General features: G+C 58.5%; 11 protein-coding genes. 2 read left to right on the forward strand and 9 right to left on the reverse strand.

What is annotated here, in order from left to right:
- Positions 1-28 precede the first annotated feature (28 nt).
- Positions 29-3,973: a NahK/ErcS family hybrid sensor histidine kinase/response regulator gene (locus LG300_RS12750; RefSeq protein WP_404375693.1), complete on the forward strand. Its 3,945-nt coding sequence runs from the start codon at positions 29-31 to the stop codon at positions 3,971-3,973.
- Positions 3,974-4,045: 72 nt separating this feature from the next.
- On the opposite strand, the gene LG300_RS12755 is transcribed toward LG300_RS12750, so the two are convergent.
- The 3 genes from LG300_RS12755 to LG300_RS12765 all read right to left on the reverse strand — a co-directional run bounded on the left by LG300_RS12755 (position 4,046) and on the right by LG300_RS12765 (position 7,664).
- Positions 4,046-4,708, reverse strand: coding sequence for a response regulator transcription factor (locus LG300_RS12755; RefSeq protein ID WP_016916171.1), 663 nt, complete (start codon positions 4,706-4,708; stop codon positions 4,046-4,048).
- Between the two features lie 270 nt (positions 4,709-4,978).
- Positions 4,979-6,928 (reverse strand): acetate--CoA ligase, encoded by a 1,950-nt coding sequence (gene acs, locus LG300_RS12760; protein WP_404375694.1) that lies wholly within the window; start codon positions 6,926-6,928, stop codon positions 4,979-4,981.
- A 169-nt stretch (positions 6,929-7,097) separates the two neighbouring features.
- Positions 7,098-7,664, reverse strand: a complete 567-nt coding sequence (locus LG300_RS12765) for a SprT-like domain-containing protein (protein WP_404375695.1) — start codon at positions 7,662-7,664, stop codon at positions 7,098-7,100.
- A 65-nt stretch (positions 7,665-7,729) separates the two neighbouring features.
- Here LG300_RS12765 and LG300_RS12770 point away from each other — a divergent pair, with 65 nt between their 5' ends.
- Complete coding sequence (locus LG300_RS12770; RefSeq protein ID WP_404375696.1) at positions 7,730-8,410, forward strand: YecA family protein; 681 nt, start codon at positions 7,730-7,732, stop codon at positions 8,408-8,410.
- 8 nt (positions 8,411-8,418) lie between these two features.
- On the opposite strand, the gene LG300_RS12775 is transcribed toward LG300_RS12770, so the two are convergent.
- The 6 genes from LG300_RS12775 to aceE all read right to left on the reverse strand — a co-directional run bounded on the left by LG300_RS12775 (position 8,419) and on the right by aceE (position 16,766).
- On the reverse strand, positions 8,419-9,540 hold the full coding sequence (locus tag LG300_RS12775; RefSeq protein ID WP_404375697.1) for a phosphatidylserine/phosphatidylglycerophosphate/cardiolipin synthase family protein: 1,122 nt from the start codon (positions 9,538-9,540) through the stop codon (positions 8,419-8,421).
- A 41-nt stretch (positions 9,541-9,581) separates the two neighbouring features.
- Positions 9,582-10,292, reverse strand: a complete 711-nt coding sequence (locus LG300_RS12780) for a class I SAM-dependent methyltransferase (RefSeq protein WP_404375698.1) — start codon at positions 10,290-10,292, stop codon at positions 9,582-9,584.
- Positions 10,289-10,990 (reverse strand): tRNA (adenosine(37)-N6)-threonylcarbamoyltransferase complex dimerization subunit type 1 TsaB, encoded by a 702-nt coding sequence (tsaB, locus tag LG300_RS12785; RefSeq protein WP_404375699.1) that lies wholly within the window; start codon positions 10,988-10,990, stop codon positions 10,289-10,291. Before tsaB ends, LG300_RS12780 begins: the two co-directional genes overlap by 4 nt.
- 112 nt (positions 10,991-11,102) lie before the next feature.
- The gene (gene adk, locus LG300_RS12790) at positions 11,103-11,756 is read right to left on the reverse strand and encodes an adenylate kinase (RefSeq protein WP_404375700.1); all 654 of its coding nucleotides are present in this window, start codon (positions 11,754-11,756) and stop codon (positions 11,103-11,105) included.
- 266 nt (positions 11,757-12,022) lie between these two features.
- Positions 12,023-14,035, reverse strand: a complete 2,013-nt coding sequence (gene aceF / locus LG300_RS12795; protein WP_404375701.1) for a pyruvate dehydrogenase complex dihydrolipoyllysine-residue acetyltransferase — start codon at positions 14,033-14,035, stop codon at positions 12,023-12,025.
- Between the two features lie 58 nt (positions 14,036-14,093).
- Positions 14,094-16,766: a pyruvate dehydrogenase (acetyl-transferring), homodimeric type gene (aceE, locus tag LG300_RS12800; protein ID WP_404375702.1), complete on the reverse strand. Its 2,673-nt coding sequence runs from the start codon at positions 16,764-16,766 to the stop codon at positions 14,094-14,096.
- Between the last annotated feature and the right edge of the window lie 7 nt (positions 16,767-16,773).

Below are 16,773 nucleotides of genomic sequence, written 5' to 3' on the forward strand. Positions count from 1 at the left end.
TTAGAAGTACGATAGGTTGGGAGACACTATGTTTCATGGCGGGCTGCTAATTGCCGTATCACTCCTTTATATCGCAGTGCTGTTTGGGATTGCCTGGTTTGGCGATCGACGTGCACGCACCCACGGTGCTAGCCGCCGCCGCCCGATCATTTATAGCCTAGCGCTCGCTATCTACTGCACCTCGTGGACGTTCTACGGCGCGGTGGGCCAAGCAGCCACGGCGGGCTGGTCATTTGCCAGTATCTTTGTTGGGCCCATTCTGACATTTCTGCTCTTCTGGCCTGTACTGGCGAAGATGATCCGCGTCGCTAAGCATCAAAACGTCACCTCCATTGCCGACTTTATCGCCTCCCGTTACGGCAAAACTCAATCCCTAGCAGCCTTTGCCAGCCTCGTAGCACTGATCGGCACCCTGCCCTATATCGCACTACAGCTAAAGGCGGTCTCGACAACTTTTAGCGTCTTAACGGATGCGCAGGATATGACCCATACGCCGCTGTTTGGTGATACGGCCTTTTATGTGGCAGTGGTGATGGCGATTTTTGCCATTCTTTTTGGCACACGGCACACCGATGCCACCGAGCACCATGAAGGGCTGATCCATGCAGTTGCCTTTGAGTCACTTGTGAAGCTGGTGGCATTTTTAGTACTTGGGGCGTTTGTGACATGGGGCATGTTTGACGGCCTGAGCGAGCTGATGGGCCACGCCGAAAGCCAGTTGGAGCTGCAGCGCCAGCTCGCCAACCAAGACTTCGGACAAAGCTTTTGGGCGCAAACGCTACTCGCCATGCTGGCCATTCTGTGTCTACCGCGACAGTTTCATGTGGCGGTGGTCGAGAATATCCACCCTGACGACGCCACCAAAGCGCGCTGGCTCTTCCCGCTCTACCTATTAGCAATTGCCTTTTTTGTGGTACCCCTGGCTGCTGCTGGCCTACTGCTCTTTTCAGAAAGCGGCGTGGAGCCCGACACCTACGTACTCGCCCTTTCAATGGCATCAGGCCAGCAGTGGCTAACGCTGTTGACGTTTATTGGCGGATTCTCTGCATCTACCGGCATGGTCATCGTGGCAGCGGTTGCGGTATCCATCATGATCTCTAACGAGATTGTGATCCCTGCCCTTTTCAGGCTGCGTTGGTTTGATACTAAAGCCCGCGACTATGGCCGCCTTGTGCTGCGCGCCCGACGTCTCACTATTGTGGCCGTACTGGCGATGGCCTATGGCTTCTATCAGCTGATTGCTGAATTCACCTCGCTCGCCTCTATCGGCATGCTTTCTTTTGCTGCTGCAGCCCAGTTTGCCCCCGCGTTAATTGGCGGGCTGTACTGGAAACGTGGCAACCGCCTAGGCGTGATTGTGGGCATGAACGTCGGCTTCGCTATTTGGGCCTACAGCCTGTTGATGCCCGCGATGATTAATGCAGGGGTGCTGCCCCAAGCCTGGCTGGCGGGTGGACCCTTGGGGCTTAATTGGCTCTCGCCTACAGCGCTGTTTGGTCTGAACCTGGGGGACTCCTTCACCCATGGCGTGATGCTGTCGCTAGGCATTAACCTGTTCTGCTATATCTTTGTCTCCCAGATCACCTCCCAGCGGGTGGTGGAGCGTATACAGGCGTCGCTGTTTGTAGATAGCGTCGAAACCCGTCAAACCTCGGTGAACCGTCCCTGGACAGGCGCCACCACCGTGGGCGATTTAAAAGTGCTGTGTGAGCGTTTTTTAGGGGCAGGCCAAGTTGATCGCGCTTTCGATGATTACGCACGCCGGGCGGGCAAACCGCTAGATGACGGCACCCGCGCCTCCATCGACGTAATCCAGTTCACCGAGCGTTTCCTCGCTTCGGTGCTGGGGGCTTCATCGGCACGTATCGTAGTGAATTCCGCACTGCAGGGGCGCGGTATCGGCATCTCCGATGTGATCTCGATTGTGGATGAGGCGTCACAGGTGCTGGAATTCAACCGCGCCCTGCTGCAAGCCACCATCGAGAACATCAACCAGGGCATCAGCGTAGTCGACCAGAATCTACGCCTGGTGGTGTGGAACCAGCGCTATCTGGAGCTATTCCGTTTCCCCGACCATATCATTCGCGTCGGCGCACCGATGGATCGCATCTTCCGCTATAACGCCCACAATGGCGAGTACGGCCCTGGTGACCCAGAGGAGCACGTGCAGCTGCTGCTGGACAACATCCGCGATGGCCAACCCCATCGCTATGTGCGCTACCGCCAGGATGGCAGCGTGCTGGAAGTACAGGGCAACCCCATGCCCGGTGGCGGCTTTGTGTATACCTATCAGGACATTACCCAGCAAAAGCGCATTGAAGAGGCACTGATCCGCTCAGAAAACAATATTCGTATCTATACCGACAATGTCCCAGCGCTCATTGCCTACTTCGATAAAGAGAGCCGCTACCTGTTCACCAACCGAGCCTACGAACAAGCATTTAATATCGACCGCAACGCGGTGATTGGAAGGCGCTATGAAGACGTGCTGCCGGTCAAACAGGCTGAAGAGCGCTTGCCCTGGGTACAGCGCACCCTGGCCGGTGAGCGGGTCAGTTTTGAAGTCTCCATGCGGGTCAACGATGCCATGCGCTATATGCTGGTGACCTATACACCGCACTTTGGCGATAGCCAGTCGATCTTGGGGTTCTTCGCGCTGTATCAAGATATTACCGAACGCCGTCAGGCGGAAATCGCCCTGAAAGAGACTAACGAAACCCTGGAAGAACGGGTGCGCGAACGCACCCAGGCGCTCTCGGAGGCCAACGCCGCTCTACGCCAAGAGAACCGCGTGCGTGCCGAAGCGGAGCAGGCATTGCGCCAGGCCAAACAGCTCGCTGAAGACGCCAACGCTTCGAAAACCCGCTTCTTGGCCGCCGCCAGCCACGACCTGCTTCAGCCTTTGAACGCCGCGCGGCTGTTCACCTCGGCGCTAATGCAGAACGTCACCGCCAGCGACACCCAGCGCACCATTGGTCATATCGATAACTCTCTTCAGGCCGCCGAAGAGCTTCTCGGTACGTTGCTGGATATCTCTAAGCTGGATGCCGGTGCGCTGACGCCACGGCGCAGCCACTTCGCCCTGGCTGACATTTTCCGCCCGCTACGCGCGGAGTTCGACGTAATGGCGGATGACCGCGGGCTTGACCTTGTGGTGGTGCCCACCCGCCAATGGGTGGATTCCGACCCACAGATGCTGCGCCGGATTATCCAAAACTTTCTCTCCAACGCGATTCGCTATACCCAGGAGGGGCGTGTGCTGCTAGGCTGCCGCCGCCAAGGAGGGCGCCTGCTGGTTGAAGTGTGGGACAGCGGCCCAGGGATTCCTGAATCCAAACTAACGGAAATTTTCCAGGAATTCCGCCGCTTGGACCAAGTCTCCCGCCATAAAGAGAGCGAGAAAGGCCTGGGGCTAGGGCTCTCCATTGCCGACCGTATGAGCCGCGTGCTGGATCACCCCATCAAGGTGCGCTCCTGGGAGGGTGTAGGTACGGTGTTCTCGGTCAGCGTGCCCATCGTTGCGGCACGGGAAGCGACGATAGCTGATCATCAAGAACCCCACAGCCGCCGCAGCGGCAACAAGCTGGCAGGCACTCGGATCGTGTGTATCGACAACGAGACGCTGATTCTGGAAGGCATGACCGCGATGCTCAGTGGCTGGGGCTGCGAGGTATTTACCGCCACTAGTATCGGTGGAGCAAAATCGATTCTACGTAATATGGAAGGCGACCCTGACGCCATCCTGGCGGATTACCACCTGGATAACGAGGTCACCGGCCTGATGGCGCTAGAGGCACTTAGCGAGCGCTTCACGGGTGCGGTACCAGGGATTGTCATCACCGCCGACCGCACCGAAGTTGTGGCAGAAGAGGTCAAACGGGCGGGCTACCAGCTGTTGTTAAAGCCCGTAAAACCCGCCGCCCTGCGAGCGCTGCTTACCCGTACTCTCCAGGCCAGCCGCGCCAAACCGTAAAGCAGGGCCGAAAACAGCCGCGCCGCGCTTAGAAAGCTCCAAGCGCGGCGCGGCTAGCCTATCCGTTAGCCGTTAGGACTCGACCTTTGGCGGCTCCACTTCCAGCTTCTGCGCGGCAATAACTGCTTGGGTGCGGGAGTGTACACCCAGCTTGCGCAAAATAGCCGTTACATGGGCTTTGATGGTCGCTTCCGAGACGTTGAGCTCGTAGGCAATCTGTTTATTCAGCAAGCCCTCGGTCAGCATGTTCAGTACACGGAACTGCTGGGGAGTCAGAGAAGCAATCGCCTCGGCGAAGCGCGATTCCTCTTCACTGGTCTCTTCTAGTACATTTGCCAGCGCTTCTGGCAGCCATACTTCCCCTTGAAGTATCTCACCTACTGCTTCGGCAATCAGCTGTAGCGATGATGATTTGGGGATAAAGCCAGAGGCACCGTAGTCGATAGCACGACGCACCACATAGGGTTCATCGCTGCCGGACACCACAGCTACCGGAATATCCGGCATCTGCCCGCGCAGTTGAATAAGACCCGAAAAGCCGTGGGCACCGGGCATATGTAGATCAAGCAGAATTAAATCCGCATCAGGGTGACGATTAACGACCTCAGTGGTGGCTTCCATGGTGTCGGCTTCGACAATCTCAGCCTGGGGGGCCAACTGGCGCAACGCCTGGGTGAGCGCTGCACGAAACAGCGGATGGTCGTCAGCGACGATAAACTTATGGGCTACTGCCATGGATATTCCTCCGGTTCCTCGAGCAGCGGGGTTGCCTGCCGCCGCGACGCTAGGCTCATACGGTTGAAGCATGGTACCCCATGGGCTTCATCATGCCCAAGCATCACATGCATAATTTGTCATTGAGACGTCATCCGAATAGAAACAGCAGTGCCGGCCTCATGGCCGGCACTGCAATAGATTAACGCAGTTTGCCTTACGATAATGAGCAAACGTTTGACGTCTGTCATGAAAGATTGCCCCGCCGCTCATCGCGTGGGGGCATTACGCTCACTTATTCGCCCGATGCTCAATCAGATCATCCACAACGGAAGGATCTGCCAGCGTACTGGTATCACCCAGCCCATCGCACTCGTTGGCAGCAATTTTGCGCAGAATGCGACGCATAATCTTACCTGAGCGGGTTTTCGGCAGCCCCGGTGCCCACTGGATAACATCTGGCGAGGCAATCGGCCCGATATCTTTACGCACCCACTGGGTCAGCTCTTTCTTCAGTTCGTCAGTGGGGTCGATACCATCGTTCAGGGTGACATAAATATAGATCCCCTGGCCCTTAATATCATGGGGGAAGCCTACCACTGCCGCTTCCGCGACGGCTGAGTGCGCCACCAGCGACGACTCGATCTCGGCGGTGCCCATGCGGTGGCCGGAAACGTTCAACACGTCATCCACACGGCCGGTGATCCAGTAGTAGCCATCCTCATCGCGGCGGCAGCCGTCGCCGGTGAAGTACATACCGTCGTAGGTGGAGAAGTAGGTCTGAACAAAACGCTCGTGGTCTCCCCAGATGGAGCGCGCCTGCCCCGGCCAAGAGTCTAGGATTACCAAATTACCTTCGGTGGCGCCTTCCAGCTTATTGCCCTCGTTATCCACCAGAGCGGGCTTAACACCGAAGAACGGTTTGGTAGCTGACCCTGGTTTGAGGTCAGTAGCCCCCGGCAGCGGCGCAATCATGATGCCGCCGGTTTCGGTTTGCCACCAGGTATCCACAATCGGGCACTTCTCGTTGCCGATCACGCGGTAGAACCACTCCCACGCCTCGGGGTTGATCGGCTCGCCCACTGAGCCCAACAGGCGCAGTGAGTCTCGCTTGCTGGAGTCCATCACACTGTCGCCGTGAGCCATCAACGCACGCACGGCGGTGGGCGCGGTGTAGAGGATATTAACCTGGTGCTTATCGACGATTTCACCCATCCGGCCGTGGGTCGGATAGCTCGGTACGCCTTCAAACATCAGCGTGGTGGCACCGTTCGCCAGCGGGCCATAGACGATATAGCTATGGCCGGTGACCCAGCCCACGTCCGCGGTACACCAGTAGACTTCGCCCTCTTGGTAGTCGAAAACGTACTGGTGGGTCATGGCGGCGTAGGTTAGGTAGCCGCCGGTAGTGTGTTTCAAGCCCTTTGGTGCACCGGTGGAACCTGATGTGTAGAGAATGAATAGCGGATCTTCCGCATTCATGGCCTCTGCCGGGCACTCGGTTGACTGCTTGTCGACCAGCTCGTCAAACCAGATATCACGGCCTTCCTGCCACTCGATTTCGCCGCCAGTGCGCTTAACCACCAGTACGTTTTTGCACACGTCAGTGCCGTCGCGCTTCAGCGCCGAGTCGACATTATCTTTCAACGGTACGTGCTTGCCACCGCGTACTGACTCATCGGCAGTGATCACCAGTTTGGAATCCGCACCGATTACCCGTTGGGCGACCGCATCAGGAGAGAAACCGCCAAAGACCACCGAATGCACCGCACCGATACGGGCACAGGCCAACATGGCCATGGCGGCTTCGGGAATCATCGGCATATACAGGGTCACCGTATCGCCTTTCTGAACGCCCAATGACTTCAGGCCGTTCGCCAGCTGGTTGGTACGTTCGTATAGCTCACGGTAAGTAATGTGTTTGGAGTCGTTGGGATTATCGCCTTCCCAGATAATCGCCGTTTGATCGCCACGCTTTTCCAGGTGACGATCCAGACAGTTCGCCGCGACGTTGAGCTCGCCATCTTCAAACCAGCGGATATCAACATTATCCCGGGCAAACGAAGTGTTTTTGATCTTGGTGGGAGTTTTGATCCAGTCCAAGCGTTTCGCCTGCTCGGCCCAAAAACCCTCCGGGTCGTCCATGGACTGCTGATACATGGCCGCATACTTATCTTTATCGGCCCATGCATTGGCGGCGATGCTATCGCGCACTGGATAGACGTTGCTTTGCTCGCTCATGAAATTGCCTCTGTCCGTGAAAATGCACTCTCTGGAAAATGATATCGGCTTTATTATTGATAGTACCGACGCGCTTAATATTTACCTAGCATAAACCTCCCAGGGACGGCTTCCCTTTAGACATTGGTATTAACGTTTTTAATTTTAAAAACAATAACTTAAAATAGATTTATGGGTTTTCAAATGCGCTGTAGACCAAGGTCTGATCGCAATGGCGGCAGCGGTAACGATGCCCCTTTGCTACTAAGGCATGACGCCTAGCGGTAAAATAGTGGACCTGACAACCACACTGATACCGGTAAGGGCGTGGCTGCGAGCGCTGGATATCAAAGCGGTGGGTAACCCGTGGCACCAAACCAAACAGGTCTCGCATCACCGCTTGCCACTCTCGGCCATGGGGTTTTAAACGCCTGCCATCAGCAAGATGAAAGACTAGCCAGTGGGCCATCTCGTGGGGAATCACTTCATCGAAGAAGGCCTGCCGGTTGTCATTCAACAGCACTGGGTTAAAGCGTAGCCCACCCCGCCCAAGATGCGCCTGCCCTGCGGCGGCTCCTTTTAAATCAAACCACACGTTTGGAGCAGGCAGCGTTGGGTAGACTTCCCGGCAGCGCGCCAGAGCTTGGGCTACCCGCTCCCGAGCCGCCTGGAGCAGCGCCTCCTGGGGGCGCGCCATGAGATCATCGCTGGGCCACGGGGGGAGTGGTGCACTCTTCATTAGTGATAAACTAGCCATTAGTAACGTTGCTCGATTGTTACGGATCGACAGCGGTTTCTCAAACGTTGACCACGAGGCTCCCTATGGCAGAGCGCAATAACGTGCCCGCAGCAAACTCGCCCGACAGTGCCCCGCCTCAGCCGCTGCTTGATGATGAACAGCTAGACAGGCTGGATGATTTTCTCGACTCCGACCAGGTGGGCGAAGATGCCCTCGACCTGATTTCAGCCCACGGCTTTTTAGTCGCACTCGCGGTCGCCCCCAGCGAACAGCCCACCGAACAGTGGCTAGAGGAGCTGTTCCAGGGCGAACCCAACTACCGCGACGCCGCCGAGCGCGAGGAAATCATTCAGCTACTGACCCTGCTGCGTGATAACGCCATGGCGGTGCTGGAGCAAGGCGGTCTACCGGAGCTGCCCTTCGAGCTAACCCTGGATGGCTTGCCCGCCGAGGAAACCCCCATTGGCGACTGGTGCGCGGGCTTTATGGAGGGGGTGTTCAGCGACGAGAGCGCCTGGTTCCAGGATGACGAAGAAGCAGCCGCCACGCTGCTGCTGCCGTTCATGTCGCTGTCGGGGCTGTTTGACGACGAACCCGATATGGCCGAGATGGCAAAAGATCAAGCTAGCCAAGAGTCCTTCGTGGCTCAACTGCCCGAGCTCGTGCTCGATCTGTACCTACACTACCGCGTACCGCCGGAAACGCCCAAGCCGAAACCGCGTAAAAAGACGCCCGCCAAGGCGAAGGGTAAAAAGCGTAAATAGTCGCGTCGCTACTTCAGGCGCATTACCAGCCCATCAATCACCCCATACACCCACTCCCTGGCCCGTTGCCCCCAAGGGCGCGCGGCCCAGGCCACGGCATCCACCTCTTGGCTAGCGGCAAAATTACGCTCGAAGAGCGCCTGCACTTCGCTGGCGAACCCTGGGTCTTCTATCTCTTGGTTGGCTTCCAGATTCCAGTGCAAGTTCCAGTGGTCGAAGTTGCACGAGCCGAGGCTAACCCACTCATCAGCCAGCACGAATTTGGCGTGTATGAACGTCGGCTGGAACTCAAAAATCCGCACCCCTGCCTTTAACAGCCCTTGATAGAAGCGCTGCCCCGCATAGCGCACGCCGGGATGGTCATGCTTGGTACCGGGCAGCAGCAGGCGAACGTCGACGCCTCGCCGGGCGGCGCGGATCAGGCGGCGGCGCAGCGAAAACGTGGGAACAAAATAGGGAGTGCATAACCATAGCCGCTGATTGGCGCGGATTACCCTGGCATAGAGGGAGTGGCGGATTGCCTGGTAGCGGTAGCCCCGCGCCGACATCACCCTCCCGCGCACGCCATCATGATAAGAGGTAGCGCTACGCTGAGGCGGCAGCGGAATGGGCGTTTGGCTGCCCGACGCCTGCCGGGTGAGGCGGGAGCGCCACAGGCGGCGAAATAGCGCTTCCCAATCCGCCACCGCCGGCCCGTCGATGCGTAATGCAATCTCGTACCACGCCTGCAAAAACTCATCCACCGCGCCAAAGCCGCCGGTAAAGGCGATCTCGCCATCCACCACCACAATCTTACGGTGGTCGCGGCTAAGGTTACGAGCGAGAGAGTGAAAGCCAATCGGGTTGAATAGTTGCAACGCTACACCAGCGGCCTGCAGGCGCTCACGGTCGCGTCGCTCCAATCCTATGGCGCCGTAGCCGTCCAGCAGCAAACATACGCTTACCCCCCGCTGGGCGGCGGAGCTAAGGGCATCAATCATCTGGTTGGCCAACTCACCGGACTCCATTAGGTAGAGTTCCACCAGAACATAGTGCTGTGCTTGGCTCACCGCCTCGAACATCGCCGGCAAAAAGCGCGATGCTTCCGGCAGCAGCATGACACGGTTACCTTCTCGCCACTCGTGCTGCATAGAGACTCCTTCTCTTACGCCACGTCTGCTGACAACCGCACTTAGCGGCTTAATGAGCGATGAACGTACAGATCGTAGCGGCTCGTTTTACCTTCCAGCGTGTGCTGCGGCGCAGGCCCGGCAATGGGCGGCGCCTTGCGGGGCCGTTTTACGACAACGCGGTGCGTCGCCACCTCAAGCGCAGCCTCTAACAACCGCGGCGCATCGTCATCGTCCCCCGCCAGCTCACGAAACACGCGCATTTCCTTTTTCACTAGCGCGGATTTTTCACGATGGGGAAACATAGGGTCTAAATGGATCACCTGGGGAGCAAAGTCAGCCGCCGCCACCAGCACTGCCAGCTGCTCTGCGGCATCGCCATGGCACAGCATCATGCGCGCGGCAATCTGCGCGGTCTCTTCCGCCTGGGCAGCGCGGTCAAGACCATCTTGAAGTAGCGCGGCAATGGCCGCCACACGCTCAACCATGAGTACCGGCGCGCCCAAGCTTGCCAACACAAAGGCATCGCGGCCAAGGCCTGCCGTCGCGTCGACGACGTTAGGAGTGACACCCTTGGCTAGTCCGCAGGCCTTGGCAACCAGCTGCCCACGGCCGCCGCCGAACTGACGGCGGTGCGCAGCCTTACCCGAGACAAAATCCACACTGAGCGGTTTACCATACTGACGCTCGTCTCCCGCCAGAGCAAGCCGTCCATCCACATAGTCCAGCGTTAACCCAGGCGGCAGCGCCACTTCCGGCACAGGCTGGCTCATGCCGGTTTTTTCCAGGCAACGTTATTGCGTATATAGACCGGCTGCGCCTCATGGGCCGCTTGACCTAACCCCGCCTCCAAATCGCGGGCGGCTAGCCAGGCCATCTCCTCTGCCCGTGGCTCTAGGTCCGTAAGGTGCTGCGACATACTTGCCTGCACGCCCACTGAGAACTCGTCCCATAGGGTAAACCCAGAGCCAACACCGACCCAGTCGGTTTCATCAACAGGCAGCCGAAAGGCATTGGGTGCGATCACCACCTCATCACTCTGCAAGCTCAGAGCATCGTTCAGGCAATGCCAGCTGGCGGCATAAACCTCCCCCATCCGCGCATCCAGTGCGGTGACGACATGGCGGTAGTGATAGCGGCGGTGCGCCTGAAGCGCCAAAGCCTCTAAGGTCGAGACGCCGAGCAAAGGGCAATCCAAGCCAAACGCCAGCCCTTGAGCGGCACCGGCGGCAATGCGCAGGCCGGTAAACGAGCCAGGGCCGCGTCCAAAGGCAATGGCATTTAGCGCCTGGGGCGTGATACCGGCATCCGCCAGCAGCTCGTCCACCATCGGCATTAAGCGCTTAGTGTGTGCCCGGGGGGTCATCTCAAACCGCGCTAAACATTCACGCTGACCGTCCACTTGGCGGAGCAGCGCCGCAGAGCAGGCGCTGGAGGAGGCATCCAGTGCCAAAAGGTATAACGACGACATAGCGGTGTTGCACTCTGTAAAAATAGGCCCCTAGTATACCGCCACACGTCCTTAACGACGATGGCCCGCAGGAAGCCTGCGGGCCATCGTTAAACGCGAAGCGACGGTGTAATTAGCTCAGCGCTTCTTTCACTTGGCGGGTAATGTCCGCCACGCTGCCCACGCCCTCTACGCGGTGGTACTGGGGCGCGGCGGCTGGGTCTTCTTTCGCCCACTGTTTGTAGTATTCCACCAGCGGCGCGGTTTGGTCGTGGTAGACCGACAGACGGTTGCGTACCGTAGACTCTTGATCGTCTTCACGCTGAATCAGCGCTTCGCCGGTCACATCGTCTTTGCCCGGCTCTTTGGGCGGATTGTGCTCAACATGGTACACGCGGCCAGACGCCGGGTGAACACGTCGTCCCGCCAAGCGGTTGACGATCTCTTCATCCGGCACGGCGATTTCCAGTACGTGGTCAAGCTTGACGCCACCCTCTTTCATGGCGTCCGCTTGGGGAATCGTGCGTGGAAAACCGTCGAACAGGAAGCCATTCTCGCAATCGGGCTGGCTGATGCGCTCTTTGACCAGGTCGATGATGATGTCATCTGACACCAGACCACCGCTGTTCATGATTTCCTTAACTTTAAGGCCCAATTCAGTGCCGTCCTTGATAGCGGCGCGCAGCATATCCCCGGTGGAAATTTGAGGGATCTTAAACTGCTCGCAAATAAATTGAGCTTGAGTCCCCTTCCCCGCGCCGGGGGCACCCAACAGGATTAAACGCATGGCACTGCTCCTTGAATGATTGTCTTGAATGGTAGTGATAGGTGAAATCAATGAATTGACAATAACCGTGCCGTTCAGGCGACACAACTCCCCAAAAGCCTGAGAGCACGATTATTTTATGTTTTTTTAAGCGAAAACAGCATGGTGAAGAGCTTTAGTACTTTGGTCACCCCCTTCATGCGCTGATCGCCACGCTTAAGTTCCTCAGCAGTTATAAACACAAGCGGCGCCCATGGGGCGCCGCTTGGGGCTTGCTCAATGACCGTTTACAGCAGTAAACGACGGATATCGGTGAGCACGTCCGCCAGGAAGGCGGTGAAACGTGCGGCGTCCGCTCCGTTGATCGCGCGGTGATCGTAGGAGAGCGACAGCGGCATCATCAAGCGCGGCTGGAAGGCACTGCCATCCCATACCGGCTTCATTTGCGCTTTCGACACGCCCAAGATCGCGACCTCAGGGGCGTTGACGATCGGTGTAAAGGCCGAACCACCAATCGAGCCAAGGCTCGAAATAGTAAAGCAGCCACCGGTCATCTCTTCCCGCTTGAGCTTCTTGGTTTGCGCCTTCTTGCCTAGCTCGGCCATCTCCTTGGCAATCTCGATCAAGGATTTCTTATCGGCATCGCGCAGCACAGGCACCATCAAGCCATCCGGCGTATCCACCGCGATGCCGATGTGGACGTACTTTTTCCACACCAGTGTATCGCCGTCGCCTTTTAGGCTGACGTTGAACTGCGGGAACTTACGCAGCGCAAAGGCACAGGCTTTGACCAGGAACGGTAGCGGCGTAAGCTTCGCTCCCTGGGCTTCGGCTTCCGCCTTCATGGCTTTACGGAAGTTCTCAAGCTCGGTGATATCCGCTTCGTCGAACTGGGTCACGTGGGGCACGTTGAGCCAGCTGCGATGCAGGTTAGTCGCGCCCATCTTGAGCAGGCGACCCATCGGCTTCTCTTCCACGTCACCAAACTGGCTGAAGTCGACTTCCGGCACGGCGGGAATGCCGGCACCACCGCTAGCGGCGGGGGCGGCTGCCTGGGCTTTGCCCTGGTTGGCAATCGCTTGCTTGACGTAGGCCTGCACGTCCTCTTTCAGCACGCGGTCTTTCGGGCCGCTGGGCTTCACGAGGCCAAGGTCGACACCCAGCTCACGGGCCAGCATACGCACGGCAGGGCCTGCGTGCACCAGCTTACCGTCGCGGGGCTTATGCGCGGCCATTTGCGCTTCGGGGCTGGGGGTTCCAGCCGGTGTCGGCGCGGCGCTCGACTGGCTAGCACTGCTCTGCGCCCCTTTACCGCCTGAGGCTTTCTCGGGTGCCGCTTTTTTCGGTGCCGCTTTCTTGGCACCTGCGACTTCCATATAGCCGATCACGTCGCCTTCAGAGACGGTGTCACCCTCTTTGACGGTCAGCTCCAGAATCTTACCTTTATAGGGGCTAGGCACGTCCATGGAGGCTTTGTCAGACTCCAGGGTGATCAGCGGGTCTTCGACGTCAACCTCGTCACCGGCGGCGACGCCAATTTCGATAATCGGCACGTCGGAAGCGCCCGAGAGATCCGGCACGCGAATCTCTTTACGCTCCGGCTCGCCGCTGCCGCTCTCTTCGTCGGCCGCTTCTTCTTCGGCAGGCTCGCTAGCCGGTGCGGGCTCGTCTGCTTGAGCAGGCGCGCCCTCGTCGGCTGTATCGTCGCCACCGACGATTTCCATCTGGCCGATCACGTCGCCTTCGGAAACGGTATCGCCCTCTTTCACCGTCAGCGCCACAATCTTGCCGCTGTGCGGACTGGGCACGTCCATGGAGGCTTTATCGGACTCCAGGGTAATCAGCGTATCTTCGGCGTTGACCTCATCGCCTGCGCCGACCGCGACGTCGATAATCTCGACGTTGTCAGAGCCACCCAGATCCGGGACTTTGATATCCACGGTTTGCTTGCCGCCGCTGGCTTTTTTCGGTGCGGGGGCCGCTTCTTGCTGTTTGGCGGGCGCGTCGTCTGGCTGGCTGTCTTCAGCGGTAGCTTCCGGCTCGGCATCGCTCTCACCGCCGCCTTCCACTTCCAGCTCAACGATATCGTCGCCTTCCGAGACTTTATCGCCCTCTTTGACCAGCACTTTGATGACCTTGCCGCCTTTCGGGGCCGGTACATCCATGCTGGCTTTGTCGGATTCCAGAGTGATCAGGGTGTCTTCCGCTTCAATGACGTCGCCTTCCGACACCGCAATCTCGATGATTTCGACATCGGTATCGCCACCGATATCGGGAACTTTGATGATTTCGCTACTCAAGGTCGCGCTCCTTCCAAATCGGATCGAGCCGGCGGGCAACTGCCCGCCGGGCAGCGGTTTAGCTGGTCAGCGGGTTCGGCTTGTTGGCGTCGATGCCATACTTCTTCAGCGCTTCCCCGACGTGCTTACGGTCAATGTCGCCGCGGTCGGCCAGGGCGCGCAGCGCCGCAACGGTGACGAAGTAGCGGTCTACTTCAAAGAAGTAGCGCAGCTTCTCGCGAGTATCGGAACGGCCGAAGCCATCGGTACCCAGCACGGTGTAGTCGCTCGGCACCCACGCACGCACCTGGTCGGCATAGAGCTTCATGTAATCGGTAGAGGCGATCACCGGGCCGTCACGGCCTTCCAGGCACCGGGTAACGTGAGGTTTGTTGGCCTCGGCATCCGGGTTCAGGAACGCTTCACGCTCCAGCAGCAGCGCTTCACGACGCAGCTCGTTGAAGCTGGTCACACTCCAGATATCCGCACCGATGCCCCAGTCGTTGGCCAGCAGCTCGGCCGCTGCCTCGACTTCACGCAGAATGGTGCCGGAGCCCATCAGCTGAACGCGACCTTTGTCACCCTGGGTCTCTTTGAGCAGGTACATACCTTTGACGATATCGTCAGCCGGTACGTTCTCAAGCTCGGGGTGCTCGTAGTTCTCGTTCATCACGGTCAGGTAGTAGAAGCAGTTCTCTTGATCCGTGAACATGCGCTTCAGACCGTCTTGCACGATGACCGCCACTTCGTGGGCGTAGGTCGGGTCGTAGCTGCGGCAGTTGGGGATGGTAGAGGCCTGGATCAGGCTGTGGCCATCCTGGTGCTGCAGGCCTTCACCGTTGAGGGTGGTACGCCCTGCGGTGCCGCCAACCATAAAGCCGCGTGCCTGCAGATCGCCTGCGGCCCACGCCAAGTCGCCGATACGCTGGAAGCCGAACATCGAGTAGTAGATGTAGAACGGCAGCAGCGTGACGTTGTTATTGCTGTAGGAGGTCGCGGCGGCAATCCACGCCGACATCGCGCCTGCTTCCGAGATACCCTCTTCGAGAACCTGACCTTTCTGGTCCTCGCGGTAGTACATGATCTGGCCTTTATCGACCGGCTCGTACTTCTGGCCTTCCGAGGTGTAGATACCGAGCTGACGGAACATACCTTCCATGCCGAACGTACGCGCTTCGTCCGGAATGATCGGCACGACCTGCTTGCCCAGCTTCTTGTCTTTTACCAAGCCATTCAGAATCCGCACGAACGCCATGGTGGTCGAGACTTCGCGCCCTTTGGAACCGCCCATTTGCGAGGCAAAGGTCTTGTCTTCCAGGCTTGGAATGTCCAGTGGGTCAAACGTGCTACGGCGGCTCGGCAGGTAGCCGTTGAGGCGCTCGCGCTGCAGGTGCATGTACTTCAGCTCGGGCGAGTCTTCGTCCGGCTTGTAGTACGGTACGTCCTTGAGCTGCTCATCGGTGAGCGGAATGCCGAAGCGATCGCGGAATTTCTTCAGCGCCTCGTACTCCATGCTCTTCACCTGGTGGGCTTCGTTGGCCGCTTCGCCATCGCCGCTGCCCATGCCGTACCCTTTCACGGTATGCGCCAGGATCACCGTCGGCTTGCCGTTGGTGGTATTGACCGCTTCGTGATAGGCCGCGTAGACCTTGAACGGGTCGTGGCCACCCCGGTTGAGCTTCCAGATATCTTCGTCGGAGAGGTCTTTGACCATCGCCTCGGTTTCGGGGTACTTACCGAAGAAGTGCTCACGGGTGTAAGCACCACCGTTCGCCTTGTAGTTCTGGTACTCACCGTCGACCGCTTCGTCCATACGCTTTTGAAGGATGCCTTTCTTATCCTTCTCAAACAGCGGATCCCAATGGCGGCCCCAAACAACCTTGATTACATTCCAACCGGCACCACGGAAGACGCCTTCCAGCTCGTCCATCACGCGGGAGTTTCCGCGTACCGGACCGTCCAGGCGCTGCAGGTTACAGTTGATCACGAAGATCAGGTTATCGAGGTTCTCACGGCCAGCGAGGGAGATCGCGCCCAGGGATTCCGGCTCGTCACACTCGCCGTCACCCATGAAGCACCAGATCTTGCGGTCGTGCATGTCTTTCAGCTCACGGTGATGCAGGTACTTCATCACGTGGGCTTGGTAAATGGCCTGGATCGGGCCAAGCCCCATGGAGACCGTCGGGAACTGCCAGTAGTCCGGCATCAACCACGGGTGCGGGTAGGAGGAGAGGCCGTCGCCGTCGACTTCGCGGCGGAATCGGTCCATCTGCTCTTCCGTCAGGCGGCCTTCCAGGAAGGAGCGCGCGTAGATGCCCGGTGCCACGTGGCCCTGAATGTAGATCAGGTCGCCTTCGAAGTCGCCTTTAGGGGCGCGGAAGAAGTGGTTAAAGCCGACATCGTACAGCGTGGCGGACGACATAAAGCTTGCAATGTGCCCCCCTAACCCCGGGTTCGCCCGGTTGTTACGAATGACCTGGGCAATGGCGTTGTAACGGATCAAAGAGCGAATCCGACGCTCCATGAACAGATCGCCCGGCATGGGCGCTTCGCGGTGAACCGGGATCGTATTACGGTGGGGGGTTGTCACCGAGAAGGGCACCTTCATCCCGTCCCGGCGCAGGCGATCCGCCAGGCGGGTCATCAGGTAGCGGGCACGATCTTCGCCCTCACGATCCAGTACCGATTCCAGGGATTCCAGCCACTCCGTGGTTTCGACCGGATCGAGATCTTCTCTTGTCTCCAGACTCATAGAGGTC

The organism is Vreelandella aquamarina (assembly GCF_044805175.1).
In the GTDB taxonomy this organism is placed as follows: domain Bacteria; phylum Pseudomonadota; class Gammaproteobacteria; order Pseudomonadales; family Halomonadaceae; genus Vreelandella; species Vreelandella aquamarina_B.